Source organism: Paenibacillus sp. J22R98 (assembly GCF_059383835.1).
The window spans coordinates 448,582-467,027 of sequence record NZ_JBXENW010000002.1 but is presented as its reverse complement, the minus strand read 5'-3'; the positions used below and the strand labels follow the sequence as shown (position 1 = coordinate 467,027).

Below are 18,446 nucleotides of genomic sequence, written 5' to 3'. Positions count from 1 at the left end.
GTACCGTATGTCGGTCATGCCGCGAAAATCTAACGAACCGTTTCCACATCTCAATCGCTGCGTTTGAGAGCTCTTAATCCTGGAAACAGCAAAAAAGCCAACCAGCAGCAGCCGGTCAGCTTTTCAAAAGAACTCGCATACTATGCGAGCTTACGTATGTACATCGCCGGAGAAATACCCGTACGAGCCGTCGTCCGGGAAGAAATCATCCTGCTGCGGGGCATCGTCGTCCCAATTGGTCAATCCGGTTTGTGTTTCTTCTTGAGCGATGAGGTCCTCGTTGACCACATGGGCCGGTATCGTAATATTTTCCATATTGTAAGCATCATTTGTGAGCTCAATATCCGGTATGGAGGACTGGACCGCGAGCTGGCCGCCATGCGCCTGCGCAATCTCAAGTGCAGAGGTGAGATCACTGCCGTGCAGATGAATGTGCACCCCCATCTCCTGCTGGATGACAGGATCGTAACCTAACTCCTGAAGCGTGCTGCACGCGAGCGCGGCGGTCTTGCTGTCACCGAATTGAAAAAATAACGCAGTATCGTTCTGCATCTTTCAGGCACACCCTTCTCCGGCAAAATAGTCCATTCCCGTCTAGAATACCCATTTCGCGGGAAGTCATTCCTCCCCCTTGCCAATTCAGTTCGCTGCAGGACGAATTTGCCACTTGCTCCATTCAATCGGATGTACCGCAGTATACCCCGGCAGCGGCTCTTCGCTATCAATGATAATGAGCGGTGAACCACCGGCTGCCATCCTATTGAGTACAGACCAATACGATAAATCGCCCATGCCCAATATCGGCAATGCCGCCGAAACGGTACGAAATAACTGATCCGGGGTCAATGGCCCCCGCCCCGCTGCCAGTGCTTCCAGTGTTAAGCGCTCCACAATTCCTAAAGCACCCTCAGCCCTAGAAGGAATCCGTTGCAAATGGAACTGAAGCGCGGCTGCCATCACAGGAAGAACAGCAGCATCTTCGCTCAGCAGCCAAGCCTCTATCGGTTCCCTGCCTCCTGCCGCATAAGCCTCCCATGCACGAGCCCCTGCAGCGAGCTCCTCACCGGAAATCGGCTTACGCTCCGGCCACAAGCCGCCAAGCTGCTCCGGTGTCAACTGTCCCAGGCCTCGGAAAGCCACAACGCCGTCAACCTCTACAGCGATAACCCAGCTAAGCTTCGGAGCTTGTCCAAGCTCCGTTTCCGAGCGCCGCAGCCAATACAGCAGTGCCGCAAGCATCGCCTGATCGAACAAATCATATTCGAACCAGAGCACGATTTCCTCGCCTTCTTTTACCGCACTAGTCAGCACCGCTAATTGCGCTTCACACTCGCGAAGATAGCTTTGACTCGGCACGCCAAAATCACGTTCAATCCATGCCGAGCGCTCAATTGTCTCCGCCTGTCCCCACCATTCCAGAGGCGTAGGGCCATCGATCCAGCTCTCTCTCCAAGGCAGAATACGGTCTGATTCAAATCGTCCACTTTGTGCTAATAATGATGCGGCATGATCGCCATTTGTGATGTGAAGCATGTTTATCCATTCCCTTCCATTAATTATATGTTATAATAAACGAACAACAGGTGCAGGGGTGCATAATAATGGATGATTTATTTACGTATTATACAGATGCAATCATGATCATTCATGAGAATCAAGGTGTACGTACAATACATACGATTAATAATGCCTTCACGACTAATACCGGCTTTACGTCTGAGCAACTGGTCGGGCAAGATATAGCTACGCTGCAGCCTAATACCTCCAACACGCTGTGGGAGCTTATTGACCGGCTTTGTGACACCATCTCGGAGCAGAAGAACAGCGCATACGCGGAATGCAATCTTACTGTACAGGAAGATAAGCATATTTTCGCAGAAGTTCATATTCAACAACTTGAAATTATTAACGCCGTCTACTACACCGTGAAACTTGTTGACCGCTCTGAGCACAAATGGATTGAAGAGATGGTGCTGAAACAGAATGTTGTTTCATCGGTCATTTATACAAGCGGCGGCTTAATGACATCGCTTCGCAGCTATCGCAGCTCGATTCCATACGACAGATACAAGCTTTCCCTGAAACATAACAAAGACTTTGTAGTGGAAGAGGACCAACCTCGTGTCCTCAGCTTCTTTCACTCACTCCGTGAAAGCCGCCAGTCAGGTCAAATCACGTACACACTGAAGCTATTTGAAGATCGCTACCTTACGACAGCACTCGTCCAGCCCTTCTACAATGCGGATGAGAGCTTTAAATGCTATGCCATCTTAACGCTTGCCATGAATGCCATTCACTTGTCCAAGTTTGGACAAGCTATCCGCAAACAAACCCAAGCCTTTAAGAGCGAAATGCGCGATGCGGATATCGATCCGGCCTATAAGCTGCGTCTGCTGATGGTGGAGAAGAAGCTTTCGGTCACCCAGCTTGCCGAGAACACCCAAATCTCATTAACAACGATATCCAATATTCGAAACGGTAAAATCAAGAAACCGCAGCGATTAACCGCCCATTTGATCGCGGCAGAGCTCGGTGTGGAGCCGGGGGAAATTTGGGGTGATTAAGATTGTAAAATGGAGCTAAGCGGCTTAATGCGCTTAGCTCCTTTCTTTTTCGGCAACAAGCAGCCAATACCTGCATGCAGACAGAAGGACCGCCCTCATAAGTTGTATTGCACACTTCTGAGACGGTCCTTCTTCAGACGGTTATAGTTTGAACTTCGCTGTCAACTCATTCATCTCAAGCGCAATATCGCTCAGCGAACGGGAGGAAATCGCGATTTGCTCCGCGGATGCCGTCTGCTCCTCTGTCGTAGCTGCCACCGTCATCGCCGTCTCGGAGCTGTTTCTTGCAATCTCCTGCAGACGCTGCATCGAGCTGATGACCTGCTCCGAGCCTGCTGCCATTTGCTCCGACGCTGCTGCCACCTCTTGCACCTGACCGGATACACGCTCCGACGCTGCTGCGATGCCGGCGAAGGATGCTCCCGCTTCACGCACGCTGCGCAGGCCGGCTTCCACTTCTACGGAGCTCGAGCGCATCGTTTCCACGACTGTAAGGGTATCGCTCGTGACATGCTCGATGACTTGCTCAATCTCTTCGATCGCTTGCGACGTTTGAAGCGCCAGCTTCCGAACCTCGTCCGCGACTACGGCAAAACCGCGGCCATGCTCGCCTGCGCGAGCAGCTTCAATCGCCGCATTCAGAGCGAGTAAGTTCGTGTGCTTCGACACTTCACCGATCAGCTTCGAAATGCCGCCAATGTTGCGGGTATGCATTTCGAGTCGGTTAACTTGCTCGGTTGCTTGCTGCACGGTATCGTGAATAGCCGACATACGTACCATTGCCTGCGAGACCGCTTCATGCCCGATCGCTGCCTGACGGCTGGCGTCTGCCGATAAGCTCGCAACAAGCGAGGTCGATTCCGCAATGCGATTGATGCCTTCGCCAAGATCCTGCGTCGTCTTGCTTACTTCCTCGAATCGCTGCAAGGTGACCTCTGTTCCGGCAGCCATCTCCGCAACCGATTCAGCGGCTTGCTGCGACGAGCCTGCGTTCTGCTCCGAGATTGCCAGCATCTGCTGAGAAGAAGAGGCAATGCCTGCCGACGCTTCCTGTACGCCTTGCATGGCGGAGCGCAATTGCAGAATCATACCGGAGAGCGAGTTAAACAAAGCGCCGATCTCGTCCTTATTGCGAATCTTCGGCATCTGCGTAACCAAATTGCCGCTTGCGACTTCATTGACAACGACAGCCGCTTGCTTAATTGGCTTCGATATCGTTCTGCGCACATACCAGGTCAGGAAGATGACCAGAATCGTTCCGACAACCAGCGCAATTTGGCTTGTCCGCAGCGATTGCCCATTAATGGTGATGTTTTGCGCTTTCGCCTCTTCTGCGCCGGTATGGTTGTTACGGACCAAATAATCTATGCTGCTCTGAATCGCCGAATAGGAATGCTCCGAATCTTTCATCAGCGTAACGATCTCTTCGGTGCTCAGCGCTTGCTTGTTGCTCGCGGACACTTTCATCGTCACGTCCTGGTAGCCTTTCCACGCTTCCTCAAGCTTCGTGAACAGCTCCAGATCCGTCTGATCCCCCGCCGTCATAATCGCTTTGTAAGCTGCGAGACTCTCATCGACTTTCTTAACCGTCGCTTCGGTATCGGAGACATATTGCTTCTTCAAGCTTGCATTGGTTTCAAGAAGAATCTTGTACTGCAGCGTGAGCACATGATCCGCCATGTAGTTGATGTTGTTGATCGTTTCGACGCCTACAAGCCACTTATCCGCAATCAGCTTCGTGTTGTCATTAATTTTGGTCATCATGAGGGAGCTCAATACTCCATTCACAAGCAGCAAAAGCAGAACGCTGATAAAGGAAATCATCAGCTTGGCTCCAACCGTAAATCTAACCTTTCCATTCTTCTTCCCCATGTTGATCTCCGCCTCTGCCCCAGATAAGTTAACGCCATTAATTTCAGTAATGTTTCCAGTATACTTGGAAATTGTTCACTTTAATAATTACATTTTTCGACATTTTTCGTTTTCACGAAATGCCAAGTAAAACCTTCATTTTAGCGCCAAATACCTATTTTGTTAATCTACCATATTTTTGCTTAAAGTGAAATAATTAAAGAAAGAAGAATTTTCACTCTCAGCAAAAAAAGCCGCTTCTCTCAACTTTCGAGAGAAGCGGCTTCATCAAAGACATCTAATTGCGATAAGGCTGCAATCCTGCGTTCAACGATTTCGTCTGCGCGTAAACGTCCTGATAGATACGGAACAGCCCTGCATAGGCGCTGACAGCAGCCGGATCCGGATGATAAACAGCAGCGCGTTTGACGAATAGTTCCGCGCAAGCTTCCAAGCTTTCGAACCATCCGCAGCCATAAGCTGCGAGCATCGCCGCACCAAGCCCCGGACCTTGCTCGTTCTCCAAGGATACGACATCCGCACCGAAAATATCAGCCTGCATTTGAAGCCACACGGGGTTCTGCGCACCGCCGCCGATGGAAATGATGGTATCGACCGTTTTGCCGGCTTGTCTGAACAAATCCACCGATTCATTCAGCGAGAACGTAATGCCTTCCATAACAGCACGGGCAAAATGAATCCGTTCATGCGAACCATCGATTCCGATGAAGCTGCCGCGAATGACCGAATCGGCATGCGGCGTACGCTCACCAACTAGGTAGGGAGTGAACAGAAGTCCGTTAGCACCCGGCTTCACGTCGCCAATACCGGCAAGCAGCTCTTCGAACGATTCCCCTTTGGCAAACGTATTCTTAAACCAGCTGAGACTGTAGCCTGCCGCAAGCGTAACGCCCATCGCGTAGAACGCATTCTCTTTCCCATGGTTGAAGAAATGCACTTTGCCGCGGAAATCGTTGCCGCTGCCTTGCTCGAACGAAAGAATGACGCCGGAGGTGCCGATGCTGCACATCGTCAGCCCCTCTTGCAGAATACCGGAGCCAATGGCTCCGCAAGCATTATCCGCACCGCCCGCGAACACCTTCGTGCTCTCGGTTAGACCGGAAGCTGCAGCTTGATCAGGCAGCAATGTGCCGGTCAACGCATGGGATTCCACTAGCGGCGGCGCGAAGGAAGCCGGAAGACCGACCGCTTCGAGCACCTCGCTGCTCCAGCATTTGTTCGCTACATCAAGCAGCAAGGTGCCTGCTGCATCCGAAAAGTCCATGTGCAGTGCGCCTGTTAGGCGATAACGCACATAATCCTTCGGCAGCAAGAACGAAACCGCCTGCGCGAAGACTTCCGGTTCGTGCTTGCGCACCCATAGAATCTTCGGCAGCGTGAAGCCTTCAAGCGCTGGATTACGTGTTACCGTAAGCAGCAGCTCTTGGCCCACTAATGCTTCAATCTCGCGGCATTCCACCGTTGTGCGCGTATCGTTCCATAGAATGGCTTTGCGAACCGGATCTCCTGAAGCATTCAGCAGCACCAAGCCATGCATTTGACCGGAGAAGCTGATGCCTTCAATCGCATCAGCCGGTACGCCGGATTGCTCCACGAGCTCGCGAAGCGCGCCGATTGTACCTTCCACCCAGTCATCCGGCGTTTGCTCGCTCCAGCCGGAGTGTTCATGATACAGCGGATAATCGCGGGAAGCTTCGGCAGCTACAGTGCCGCTCCGATCCAGGAGAAGCGCTTTGACGGCGCTTGTACCAAGGTCAATTCCGATAACATAGGACATGCGTTAATGGACCCCCTCGACTTAAACGCTGTAGATAACTTCGTTCAGCACCAATTTGATCCGCTCAAGACGGCCGGATTCGTTCTTGATCGTGTTGTTTTGCATTGCGTATTGCTCAAGCGATTGCAGTGTAGCGCGGCCGGCAACGATTTCGGCACCGATGCCGTCTTTGAAGCTGCGGTAACGATTGTCCACGATGTTGTCGATGATTTTCTCGTCGATCAGCTTCGCAGCTGCTTTCAGACCCCAAGCGTACGTGTCCATACCTGCGATGTGAGCAAGGAACAAATCCACATCTTCGAAAGAGCCACGGCGTACTTTAGCGTCGAAGTTTACGCCGCCTTTGCCAATACCGCCGGCTTTAAGCACTTCATACATGGTAAGCGTTGTGGAGTACAGATCTGTAGGGAATTCATCTGTATCCCAGCCGAGCAGCAAGTCGCCTTGGTTCGCGTCGAGCGAGCCAAGCATGCCATTGATAGCGGCAACGCGGATTTCATGCTCGAAGGTGTGGCCGGCAAGCGTTGCATGGTTCGCTTCAAGGTTGAGCTTGAAGTATTCTTTCAGATCATACTTCTGCAGGAACGCAATCGTCGTTGCCGCGTCAAAGTCATATTGGTGTTTAGTCGGCTCTTTCGGCTTCGGCTCGATCAGGAATTGAGCGCCAAATCCGATTTCTTTGGAGTAAGCAACAGCCATGTGAAGCAAACGTGCCAGGTTATCGAGCTCAAGCGCCATATCTGTGTTAAGAAGCGTTTCGTAGCCTTCGCGGCCGCCCCAGAATACATAGTTCTCAGCGCCGAGACGTTTACCCACTTCAAGGCTCTTCTTCAATTGCGCACCGGCATAAGCGAACACATCTGCATTCGATGTTGTGCCTGCGCCATGTACGAAACGCGGGTTCGTGAACATATTCGCCGTGTTCCACAGCAGCTTCGCGCCGGAAGCCTTCATGTTCTCTTCCATCAGGTCCACGATTATGTCAAGGTTCTTGTTTGTTTCAGCCAGCGTCGCGCCTTCAGGAGCGATGTCGCGGTCATGGAAGCAGAAGTAAGGAATGCCGATTTTGTTCAGGAATTCGAAGTTCGCTTCAACGCGAGCTTTCGCTTGGTCCATCTCATTAGCGGAATCCCAGCCGCGAACCGCAGTGCCTACGCCGAACGGATCGGAACCTGCTCCAGTGAATGTATGCCAGTAAGCAACCGCAAAGCGCAGATGCTCTTCCATGGTTTTGCCAAGTACTACTTCTTTAGGATTGTAATGTTTGAATGCCAGCGGGTTGTCGGAACCTTTGCCTTCGTACGCGATTTTACCGATATTTTGAAAATAAGCCATGAATAATTCCTCCTAGAATGGATGTATTGAAAACGCTCTTACAGCTATTCTAGCATCATCAAACTTAGTTTGTCTACTAAACAAAGTATGTTTTTTTATTAAAATCCTCCATCCCAAATACAGGCATTCATACCGGCTTGCTCGCATACATTGTACATAGTTTATTTTCTGTATAGGAGGCGAACATGGATGGCCTGCGGCAATTTAGGCGTGGCAAACGATTTTAACGTATTCGTGCTGGGGAACCATACCCAATCCTTCGTCGATTCCGGCGGGCGCGTTGCGGTTGGCGGCAACGCAACCTACAACAGCTACGGTATAGGCAATGCACTTCCCTCATCGACCACGCGTGCCGACTTGATCGTCGGCGGCAATATGAATATTATCGGCGGGACCAATTTCAACGGGAACAGCGTCATCAGCCCTACCGGTACGATAATCAACTACACGATGACGAACAATAACGGCGTTACCGGTCAGCCTTTCCGGGCCACGCCTGTCGATTTTGCAGCGGCCGAGCAATATTTGACCTGTGCTTCAAGCTCCTGGGGCACCCTTAGTCCGAACGGAACCGCCTTCGTCAACTTCGGCCAAATCGTGTTAAGCGGTAACAGCCCTACCCTGAATATTTTCAACATCAACGGCAATAACGTAGCGGGCTCAGGCGTTTCGCTGTCCACCGCAAACGGCATCAATATCATCACGCCGCCCGGCTCCACTGTACTTGTGAATATTTCCGGGACCAATGTCGGCTTCGGGAGCTATGCGATTTTCATCAACGGCGGTCAATCCTCCCCATCGAACGGGGCCGTCATTCTATGGAATTTCTTCCAAGCGCAAAATGCGTTCAACCTCAACCTGTCGATTAAAGGCTCTGTACTCGCACCATTCGCTGCGTGGAGCGCATCCGGATTTGGCAACATCGACGGTACGATTGTCGTCGATTCGCTGACGAATACGACAGGCTCGATCGAAGAGCATCATGTCCCATTTACAGGCTGCTTGCCGGAAGTGTTCTGTACGCCAAGGGTGAAGATCGAGAAGACCGTCAATGGAGGCAGTTCCGTAAGCGGTCCTCCGGGAACTCCTCTTACCTATGTCATTAAAGTTACGAACACAGGCGCCGGCACATTGACCAATGTCCACATTACCGATCCAGAGCTGTCGTTTGATCAAACGATCATGGAACTCCTGGCCGGGCAATCAGCAACGTTTACCATCCAATCCGTGATCAAGCCCGGTGCCCCTGGTACCAGCTACTTAAATACCGCTACGGTACAAACGGCCCAAACACCTCCGCTATCCACATCCGTTACCATCAACATAACCGGACCGATAAACGCCCAATTGATTAAATCCGTACAGCCTACCTCGGCTATGCAGGGTGATACGGTCACGTATACCTTTACACTTGTCCTACCGGATGCGGTTACCTTGCAGAATGTGCATCTGGTCGATCCGGTCCTTGGCCTGGATGTGACGTTTCCGACAGCGACGAATGGGCAGCTGACGACCGTGCCGTTCGTCATTCCGCCAAACGCGCCGATTGGCAGCAACTTCGTGAACACCGCCACATTGACGGCAAGCAATTTACCTCAAACCCTCACCGCTATGGCTACTGTATTCATCACCGAAACGCCGTCTGTCGTATTAACCAAGTCAGCGGATACTGCCACTGCAGTACCGGGCCAAACCATAACGTACACCCTTACCGTCAGCAATGAATCGAAAGCAACGACACTGTTCGATCTCGTGCTGACAGATCCGCTGCTTCAGGTCAATCAAACGATTGCGAAGCTCGATCCGCAAACGACGGTCGTTTTTCATGGCATGTATACGGTTCCCGCCGGAACACCTGCTGGCACGGTCATTCACAATACCGCGACACTCGTCTCTTCGCTTGGTACACAAACGGCGAGTACGGATGTCACCATCCTCGCTGCCCCCAGCGTCACAATAACCAAAACACCAAGCGCGACGCTGGTAACCCCGGGCGAAACCGTCTTCTACGACATTACGGTAACCAATACGGGCAACATCCCGCTTACCGATGTCTTCATTACCGACCCGGTATTGTCCTTCTCCGTCACGGTGCCTATTCTTCCGGTTGGCGGCAACTATGTCGCAAATGCCTCTTATTTGGTTCCGCTTGGTACGCCGGCTGGGACGAAGATCATCAATACCGCAACCGTAATAACCGATCAAACTCCCGCAATTTCTGCAACGGCCGAAGTGGTTGTCGCAGCGGTATATAGCTTATCGCTGGATAAGAAAGCGGATGTGAGTACAGCCGTACCCGGGCAAATAATCAACTACACCATTACGGTCACGAATACTTCCAATGCCGATCTGACAAATGTCACCATTACGGACGATCTGCTGTCCTTTACGGAAACGATCGCGACTTTCCCTGACGGCGCTACATGTATGTATGACATTCAATACACAGTTCCTGCTGGCACGCCTGCCGGGACCATCTTGACGAACACCGCAACAGCCGACTCTGATCAGACCGAGCCGACAACGGCAACGACGATGGTTATTATCGCGGCCGTTCCATCGCTTAACTTAGCCAAAGCCGTCGTGCCAACCAGCGGTCCGGCGGGTACGCCACTCACCTATACGTTTACCGTCACCAATACCGGTAACACGAGCTTGACGCAAGTCCGCGTTCAAGATCCTCTTCTTGGCGTGGATACTACGATTCCGCTTATCGCGCAAGGCGGGCAGGCCGTGTTCAACGTCCCATCCGCAATTCCGGCTTTGCCGCCGGGAACGATCATTCATAATGTGGCTAACGCAACATCAACCGAGACGCCGACTCCGGTGTTCGCCGACGCTTTTGTAACCGTCGGTACGCCGCCGACCATTTCGCTCACCAAGGTCGTAAGTCAGCCTACCGCGCTTCCGGGAGAAACGGTCACATTCACGATTATGCTGACGAATACGTCAGCGGTCGTATTAACGAACGTGCTGCTCGTTGATGAGTTCTTCAATTTGGACTATACGTTCGACAGTCTCGCACCGGGTGAATCCCGAACGATCCATGCAGATTTCACCATTCCGCTTGAGGCACTTGGAGGAACCGTGTTTGTGAATACCGTAACGGTCTCCTCCGACCAGACGCCTCCGGTTTCCGCATCAGCTTCCGTTACCACCGAGAATGTGTTTGATATGACGATTACGAAGTCGGTCAATTTCGCAACAGCCTTGCCGGGTCAAACCATTACGTACACCATCGAGGTTGAAAATACAGGCAACGTACCCCTCTTCAATGTTCAGGTGTCGGACCCCGTCCTTGGCCTGCAGACCGTGATTACGGAGCTTGATCCTAACACGGTTCGGACGTATATGATTCCGTTCACCATTCCGGAGGATGCCATTCCCGGCTCGACGATTGTGAACACAGCGACTGCGAGCAGCATACAGACCGGCGATCGCACGGCAAGCGCCACGGTCGAAATACTGCCGATTCCCGCCGGAGATATTAAAGTGCAGAAGCTTGTCAGCACGTTAACCGCTGATCCGGGCGAAACGATCTTTTATACGATTATTGTGTTTAACGACTCCGGCGCGCTCGTGACCAATATTCTTATTACGGACCCTGTCCTTGGGATCAGCGAGACATTGGCTGAACTGCCGCCACAAAGCGCCTATACACTCAGCGTGCCTTATACGGTTCCGCTTGGTACACCCGGAGGCACGTTAATCGTCAATTCCGTCTTCGTCGATGCGCTCGGTGAAACCCAGACGGCCACTGCAACAATCACGGTGAACGGGATTCCGTCAGTCACTTTGACCAAGACGGCCAGTCAACAGACCGCCTTGCCGGGTGACCTTATTAACTACACCATTACGGTCACGAATACCGGCAACGTACCGCTGACGAATGTATCGGTTACCGATCCGACACTTGGCTTTGCGGAATTGATTCCATTGCTCGCGATCGGCCAAAGCGTGCCATCCATCGTGCAATTCCTAGTCCCTCCCGTGCCTCCCGGAACGGTCATTACGAATACGGCATCTGTCGTCTCGGATCAAACTCCGACGCCGGCCACGGCATCCGCATCGATTAGCGTAAATACGCCGGCCAGCATTTCCATTACGAAGTCGGTCAGCCCTGCTTCGGCCGCTCCGGGCGAAACCGTTACATTCACGATTGAGGTCATCAATACTTCAGCAATTGATTTAACGAATGTGATGCTTACCGATGAGCTGCTTAGCTTATCCATTGTTGCTCCGCTCATTCCTGCAGGAGTGACACGAACCGTTACGGTCGATTACGTGATTCCTGCGCAAACGGCTGCAGGCACAATTATTGACAATGTCGCAACCGTAACCTCAGACCAGACGCTGCCCGCTTCCGCCGACGCTGCCGTTACCGTGGCCGCTGCTCCTTCCATGAGTTTAGAGAAACGTGAGAGTACGAGAACCGCCACCCCTGGACAGATCGTCAATTATTTGATCACGGTCACCAATACAGGCAACGTTGCTTTAACCGGTGTTCGGTTAACGGATACCTTACTCAATCTGAATGAAATCATTTCGCAGCTGGAACCTCAACATTCTGTTCTACTGAACGTTCCGTATCTAGTCCCTCTCGGAATACCTGCGGGAACCAAAATATTCAATACCGTTGTGGCCGTCTCTGACCAAACCACCCCGCAAGAGGCCATGACGAATCTGGATATTTTGCCGGTTTACTCGCTTGATGTTCGGAAGACTTCGGCGCAAACGGAAGTGCTGCCGGGAGGAACGATTTCGTTCGAAACGACGGTAACCAATACCTCCAATGCGATTTTGACGAATTTGGTGTTAAGCGATCCGCTGATTGGCATCATTGAAACGATCAGCACCTTGGATATCGGTGATTCCTTTACACTTCGATCCAACTACATCGTACCAGCGGGCACATTGGCGAACACCATTATCACCAACGTTGTGACGGTAACTTCCAGCGAAACACCGCCTGCCGTCGCGGAGAGATCCGTGCTCGTCCTTCCGCAGCCACGGCTTGATTTGACCAAGAGACTGCCGATTATCGGAATTCCGGGCGGCAAGCTACGAATGGAACTGTTCTTCATCAACAGCGGAAACGTCACCTTGCATCATATTCATTTGGCCGATTCAGCAGCCCGGTATGACTTCCATCTGGATGAACTGACGCCTGGCGCGAATCAACGAGGATCACTGTGGTTCATCCTGCCTCAGGATGTACAGATCGGTTCCCAAGTCGCCAACACGGCTGTGATCAGCTCGAACGAAACGGCTCCTTCCGAGGCGCGCGCGCTCGTTACGGTCGTAGGTCTGCTTGTCGAGAAAACATCAAGTGCCATCTCCGTTGTTGTCGGCGATCGCATCACGTATTCACTTGTTGTTCGAAATCCGACGCCATATGCGGCACACAACGTAGTACTGCGAGATCCGCTTCCGATGGAAGCCGCCTTTATTCCGGGCAGTGTATCGGTCAACGGCGAACGGCTGCCTGATGCTACTCCGGGCTTCCCTGGAATTCCAATTGGCACGATACCAGCCGGTACATTCGCGACGGTTTCGTTCAAGGCTAGGGTAAAACTGGAGCCGCCGGGCCACAAATTAGAGAACCAGGCGCATGCCAGCTTTACGTTCTCAGAAGGCGGACATTCGGTCAGCGGCACAGCGGAGTCGAATGTGTGGATCGTTGAGGTATACGACGACGAGGAATAAAAAAAGTGCAACTTCATCTTCCGCGTGGTAAAATCGTACCCAAATCATCCGCAAGGCGGATTCGGGGGACGTTATGGCCATTAAGAAGACCGGAGATTTGACCTTAGTCAAACAAATGAATACAGCAATCGTGCTGGAGGCGGTGCTTCGTCACGCGCCTCTTTCACGTGCCCAAATATCAGAGCGGACCGGGCTGAACAAAGCGACGGTGTCGAGCCTCGTGCAGGATTTGATCGACCGCCATCTCGTGCTCGACATCGGCCCCGGTGAATCGAGCGGCGGCCGCAAGCCGTTTCTCCTCTTATTCCATGCCCGTGCGGGTTACGCGATCGGCATTGATCTTGGGGTTAATTATATCCGCGGCATCTTGACGGATCTGGAAGGCGCCGTCGTGCTCGAACGCGAGCTGACCATCGACAATCACGAGGCCGATATTGTGCTGCCGAAGCTGATGGATTGCATCGAAGAGCTGAAGTCATCCATGCCTGCGAGTCCTTACGGTCTAGTTGGCATTGGGATCGGCGTGCCAGGGATCGTCAATGGCGAGGGCACGATCTTATTCGCCCCTAACTTGTCTTGGCCGCAGGTTCCGCTACGGGCGATGATCGAGGAACGCTTCGGTGTGCCGGCCACGATCGACAATGAAGCGAACGCCGGGGCGCAGGGTGAGCAGAAATACGGCGCCGGACGCGGCATTGCGAATCAGATTTATGTCAGTATCGGGATCGGGATCGGGACGGGCATTATTTTGAACAAGGAGCTGTACAAAGGGGCGGCCGGCTTCTCCGGTGAGCTTGGCCATCTCTCCGTTATGGCGGATGGCACGCCATGCCGCTGCGGCAACCGCGGCTGCTGGGAGCTGTATGCCTCCGAGAACGCGCTGCTTGAACAGGCGGAGCCGCTTGGGCTTACGGATTTGGATGCTCTTATCGGCGCGGCCGAAAAAGGCGATGAGCAAGTCATCGCCCTGTTTCATCGTATCGGGGAATGGATCGGAACGGGGATTGCGAACATCGTCAATGTGTTCAATCCGAATGTTGTGATCATCGGCAACCGGATGCGCCGCGCGGAACCGTGGATTCGCGATGCCGTCGCCGCTACGGTCGGCAGCCGCGCGCTTGCTTATCACCGGGAACAGTTCCGCCTGCTCTATGCGGAGCAAGGTGACAAGTCTGCTGTGCGGGGAGCCGCTCATTATGCGATTTCCGCTTTTTTGACCAAGATGAAGGAGAGCTGATGTACAGCTTTTCGCTCCCTTCGCCTAGACGGCCAGAATGATTTTACCGTATTGAATTTCACCTTTCACAAGCCGCTGGAAGCTTCTCGGTCCTTCCTCCAGCGGTTTTTCTGTTGTCCAGCCTTCCTCGGTCACTTTCCCTTCGCTCAGCAGCTCCAGTGCATCGGCGAAATCCTGCGGCGTATAGCAGAATGAACCGAGTACATTCGTCTCGCAGCGAATCATATCGTTGATCGGAAGCGGCGACTCAGCGCTGCCGAGCCCGATATTCATGATCGTACCGCCGGTATTGACGATTGCCTTCGCCAGGCTTCGCGTTACGCTGAACCCTGCCGCATCGATGACGATATCAATGCCTTTGCCGTTCGTCGCCTGCCTCATAGCAGCAAGGGATGAATCGCTTGTGCTGTCTACTGCGCCGTCGAAGCCCATTTGTGAGACCAGTTCCAGCCGCAGCGGATTGTTATCAAGCACGAACACTTTGCCCGCTCCCAGCAAACGTGCCGTAAACGCACAAAGCAATCCGATTGCCCCTGCTCCGATAATGGCCACATTGCCAAACGGAACAGTCGCCATTGCCCGCCTGGTTGCGCGCAGGGAGCATGCCAAGGGCTCGGCCAACGCAGCTCGGCGATAGGAGAGCGCATCTTGAATGCGCACCACTTGTGCCGCCGGCACTGCAATTTGCTCCGCATAAGCACCGGGACGGTGGATGCCGATAATTTGTCTGCGATCGCATAGGTTATACTGCGCGCGAACACAGCGCGGGCATGTTCCGCAATGGATAAGCGGGTTCACGACAACTCGCTCGCCTACCGCGAAGCTTGCAGCAGCGCCGATAATTTCACCGGCAAATTCATGGCCCATCAGCAGCGGCGGATGCCGCAAGCTGTTATGCCCGAGATACCCCTCCAGGTCAGATCCGCAGATGCCCGCATGGCTGACTTTGATGACGACTTCCTGCTCCTTCGGCTCCGGTAAAGCCAAATCAATGAACGACATTTGCTCCGGTCCTGTCCACATGACTGCTTTCATGGCCATCTCCTCTTTCCCCTATTACATGATCAGTGCGCCGCCGTCGACAGCAAGCAAAGCACCGGTGACCCACTCTGCATCCGGCGATGTCAGATAAACAATGGCCTTCCCGAGATCGCTCGGTCGTCCCCCGCGTCTGGCCGGTAAATTCGACGCCCATTCATCGCTCTGTACTCCGGCTTGCTTGCGCTGCTCAAGATTAATATCCGTAGCCACACCGCCGCATAGAATCGCATTGACTCGGATGCCGTACTTACCAAGCGCGTTTGCCATCGACGAGGTTAGCGAATTCATGCCGCCTTTGCTTGCCGCATAATGCACCTGCTCGGGTCCGCCCCGCATCGTCGTGACCGTGCTGATATGAACGATCGCTCCCCGCCCTTGCTCCCGCATCACTGCCCCGGCAGCCTGCGAACAGAAGAAAGCGCCTGCCAGATTGACGGCAATCGTCCGATTCCACGTCTCTTCCTCGATAGCGAAGAAATCGCGAAATGGGCAAATGCCCGCATTATTGACTAGAATATCGATGCGGCCATATCGCGATTTCACATCGCTGACCATGCGATCGATTTCCGCCTTAACCCCAATGTCCGCGCCAATCGCCTCTGCTTGCCCGCCGCGCTGCCGGATCTCGGCAACCACCTCTTGGGCAGCTTCCTCATGACTGGTGTAATTCACGATAACCGTCGCTCCCGCAGCGGCAAGCTCCCCGCAGATTCCCCTGCCGATGCCGCGGCTTCCGCCGGTTACAATTGCGACTTGCCCCTGCAATTTCCCGCTCAAGCTCAAGTCCAAGTTCAAGGTCGATTCCCCCTCACCCATCCATCCGGATACCGTTCCAATATCGCCGCATCATGCCCAGGCAGCAAAATATCCGCTTCCCGCTTCAATCGGCGAATCGCATATACGCTGTCCTCCGCACTGAACCCGAATCCGATCGGATGCTCTCGCTCCAAATTTTCGTACAAAAATGCAACATCGCCGGTAATGGCGGCTACGCCGCCCTCCATTTGAATCAGAACCGCTTGCGAGCAGCGTGTATGTCCGCCCACATGGATAACCCGAATACCCGGCACAATTTCAGCCTCGTCCGGCACGAGCGTAAGCTGTTCTTTCATTTCGTTGTCCATGTACCGAAGGAGGGCATGGGGGAACGTATCGAAGATCGGCACGCCACGTTCGACTGCAAAATCCCAGCCTCTGCGATTCACGTAGATCTTGGCGTTGACGAAGAGCGGAATGTTGGCGATATGGTCATAATGCAGATGCGTCAGAATGACCGTATCGATATCCTGAGGCTGCAAGCCATCGCATTTTGCAAGCAGCGATATCGTATCTTCACCCTCGGCGACCGGGAAACCGGCATGACTATTCTGATCGAGTCTATGAAACGCCTCACCGTATTCGCCGCCGTAGCTGAGCTGATGCGTACCGCCCATCCCAGTATCCACAAGGATGTTCCGTCCGGCACCTTGAATCAGCCAGAAATAGCAATTGACATGCACCTGCTCCCCGAACCCTTCCATGAATAGAAAAACCGGTTTCGGCGCGCTGTGCGTCGCGGTTCGCAAGCATTTGATCGTATAGACGCTCACTTGGGATGCCTCCTATCTAGTCAGCTCATCAAGCACTTCAAGTGCCCCTTCGCGCAGCGAAAGTCCGGTGCCAATGCATTCCGGCAGCGTAAACCATCCGTCCTGCGGCAGCTGTACGCCATCGAACACGACGTCGTAGTTGGTTTTATCCGCACCATGGTAATAAGCAAACTCCGCATACGGAATGTTCACCTGCGCGAAAATCAGATGCAGCGCCCAAGGCTGCAGGCCTCCTGCATGCGGAATAACTTCCAGATTGCATGCGGATGCCATCGTGCAAATTTTGCGCGCTTCCGATACCCCGCCGACCCAGCAAATGTCCGGCTGCAGAATTTGAGCTCCGCGCGCTTGAATCAGCTGTTGGTAGCCGTAACGCGTATATTCGTGCTCGCCTGTCGCAATAGCGGAAGTGATGACTTTGCGGTTGAGCTCCGCGTAGCCGTCAATATCGTCCGGCGGCAGCGTCTCTTCGATCCATTTGACGCGGTAAGGTGCGACCAGCTCCGCCATCCGAATCGTATATTCCACATTCCACGCCATATAACAGTCCAGCATAATTTCCATATCCGGACCCAAAATATCCCTTGTTTCCGCCACCAGCGCCACATTGCGCTTCATGCCCTCCCAGCCCGAGGACGGACCGTACGGCATGGCGAGCTTTTGGCCCATGAAGCCGCGGTCTTTGATTTTGGCGGATTCATTTCCTGTGACATAAGCCTGCACTTTGTCCTTCGTTGCGCCGCCCAAGCTGACATAAAGCGGCTCTTGCCTGGCTTTGGCAATCAGATCCCACAACGCCAAATCGACCGCGGAAACGGCCATGATCGGAATGCCTTTACGACCGTAAGGCAGCGTGATTTTGAACATCATGTCCCACAGTTTCTCGATTTGAAAAGGATCCTTCCCCAGCAATATGCGGCTGATATGCTCGTTAATGATCGACGCCGTCGCCATGCCTCCGGTGCTCTCGCCGAACCCCTCGAGTCCATTGTCGGCAATGATCTGCACGATCACACGGCCTCCCATGCCAAGCCAGCTGGACCTGCGGTCGAAGTATTCCGGGTAATTGGACATCGGATTCGCAATTACCGTTTCCGACAACCAGGAGCCCTCCGTATTGACGCTCCCCTGCCTCACTTGCTGGGCATGAGCTTTCTCACCATTCACAATAAAGACGCGTACATGCTCGATTTTCATTCAAGCAGCCTCCTCTTGATCTGTTAATTGGGTGATTCTAGCACCTGGCAGTTGCGTGCATATAAGCGTTTACAAAAACATGGCATGCCAAAAAGCATCAAGCATCCTGAGGATTTCTGCTTGAGTGA

At 53.1% G+C, this 18,446-nt stretch carries 12 protein-coding genes; 3 read left to right on the top strand and 9 right to left on the bottom strand.

The features are described 5' to 3' along the window. Positions 1-150: 150 nt before the first annotated feature. Both AC50Y3_RS07625 and AC50Y3_RS07620 read right to left on the bottom strand, forming a co-directional pair. Positions 151-552: a hypothetical protein gene (locus tag AC50Y3_RS07625; protein ID WP_494818174.1), complete on the bottom strand. Its 402-nt coding sequence runs from the start codon at positions 550-552 to the stop codon at positions 151-153. 87 nt (positions 553-639) lie between these two features. Further along, positions 640-1,533, bottom strand: coding sequence for a DUF1835 domain-containing protein (locus tag AC50Y3_RS07620; RefSeq protein ID WP_494818173.1), 894 nt, complete (start codon positions 1,531-1,533; stop codon positions 640-642). 68 nt (positions 1,534-1,601) lie between these two features. On the opposite strand from AC50Y3_RS07620, the gene AC50Y3_RS07615 reads away from it, so the two are divergent. Beyond that, complete coding sequence (locus tag AC50Y3_RS07615) at positions 1,602-2,564, top strand: helix-turn-helix domain-containing protein (protein ID WP_494818172.1); 963 nt, start codon at positions 1,602-1,604, stop codon at positions 2,562-2,564. Between the two features lie 141 nt (positions 2,565-2,705). Here AC50Y3_RS07615 and AC50Y3_RS07610 read toward each other — a convergent pair whose 3' ends face one another. The 3 genes from AC50Y3_RS07610 to xylA all read right to left on the bottom strand — a co-directional run bounded on the left by AC50Y3_RS07610 (position 2,706) and on the right by xylA (position 7,548). After that, positions 2,706-4,436, bottom strand: coding sequence for a methyl-accepting chemotaxis protein (locus tag AC50Y3_RS07610; protein ID WP_494818171.1), 1,731 nt, complete (start codon positions 4,434-4,436; stop codon positions 2,706-2,708). 277 nt (positions 4,437-4,713) lie between these two features. Beyond that, the gene (xylB, locus tag AC50Y3_RS07605; RefSeq protein ID WP_494818170.1) at positions 4,714-6,213 is read right to left on the bottom strand and encodes a xylulokinase; all 1,500 of its coding nucleotides are present in this window, start codon (positions 6,211-6,213) and stop codon (positions 4,714-4,716) included. A gap of 21 nt (positions 6,214-6,234) precedes the next feature. Further along, positions 6,235-7,548, bottom strand: a complete 1,314-nt coding sequence (gene xylA / locus AC50Y3_RS07600) for a xylose isomerase (RefSeq protein ID WP_494818169.1) — start codon at positions 7,546-7,548, stop codon at positions 6,235-6,237. A 189-nt stretch (positions 7,549-7,737) separates the two neighbouring features. On the opposite strand from xylA, the gene AC50Y3_RS07595 reads away from it, so the two are divergent. Beyond that, positions 7,738-13,254 carry a DUF7507 domain-containing protein gene (locus AC50Y3_RS07595; protein WP_494818168.1) on the top strand — a complete coding sequence of 1,839 codons (5,517 nt, stop codon included), beginning with the start codon at positions 7,738-7,740 and terminating at the stop codon, positions 13,252-13,254. Between the two features lie 73 nt (positions 13,255-13,327). Continuing rightward, the gene (locus tag AC50Y3_RS07590; protein WP_494818167.1) at positions 13,328-14,491 is read left to right on the top strand and encodes an ROK family protein; all 1,164 of its coding nucleotides are present in this window, start codon (positions 13,328-13,330) and stop codon (positions 14,489-14,491) included. 24 nt (positions 14,492-14,515) lie between these two features. Here the strand turns inward: AC50Y3_RS07590 and AC50Y3_RS07585 are convergent, their stop codons facing one another. From AC50Y3_RS07585 to AC50Y3_RS07570, 4 genes are read right to left on the bottom strand one after another with little or no spacing between them, the layout of a single operon-like run. Beyond that, positions 14,516-15,532 carry a zinc-dependent alcohol dehydrogenase gene (locus AC50Y3_RS07585; protein WP_494818166.1) on the bottom strand — a complete coding sequence of 339 codons (1,017 nt, stop codon included), beginning with the start codon at positions 15,530-15,532 and terminating at the stop codon, positions 14,516-14,518. Positions 15,533-15,547: 15 nt separating this feature from the next. Beyond that, complete coding sequence (locus AC50Y3_RS07580) at positions 15,548-16,327, bottom strand: SDR family NAD(P)-dependent oxidoreductase (protein WP_494818165.1); 780 nt, start codon at positions 16,325-16,327, stop codon at positions 15,548-15,550. After that, the gene (locus AC50Y3_RS07575) at positions 16,324-17,121 is read right to left on the bottom strand and encodes an N-acyl homoserine lactonase family protein (RefSeq protein WP_494818164.1); all 798 of its coding nucleotides are present in this window, start codon (positions 17,119-17,121) and stop codon (positions 16,324-16,326) included. The genes AC50Y3_RS07580 and AC50Y3_RS07575 overlap by 4 nt, the downstream gene beginning before the upstream one ends. Positions 17,122-17,133: 12 nt before the next feature. After that, a complete protein-coding gene (locus tag AC50Y3_RS07570; protein ID WP_494818163.1) occupies positions 17,134-18,318 on the bottom strand; it encodes an enolase C-terminal domain-like protein in 1,185 nt (394 codons plus the stop codon). Between the last annotated feature and the right edge of the window lie 128 nt (positions 18,319-18,446).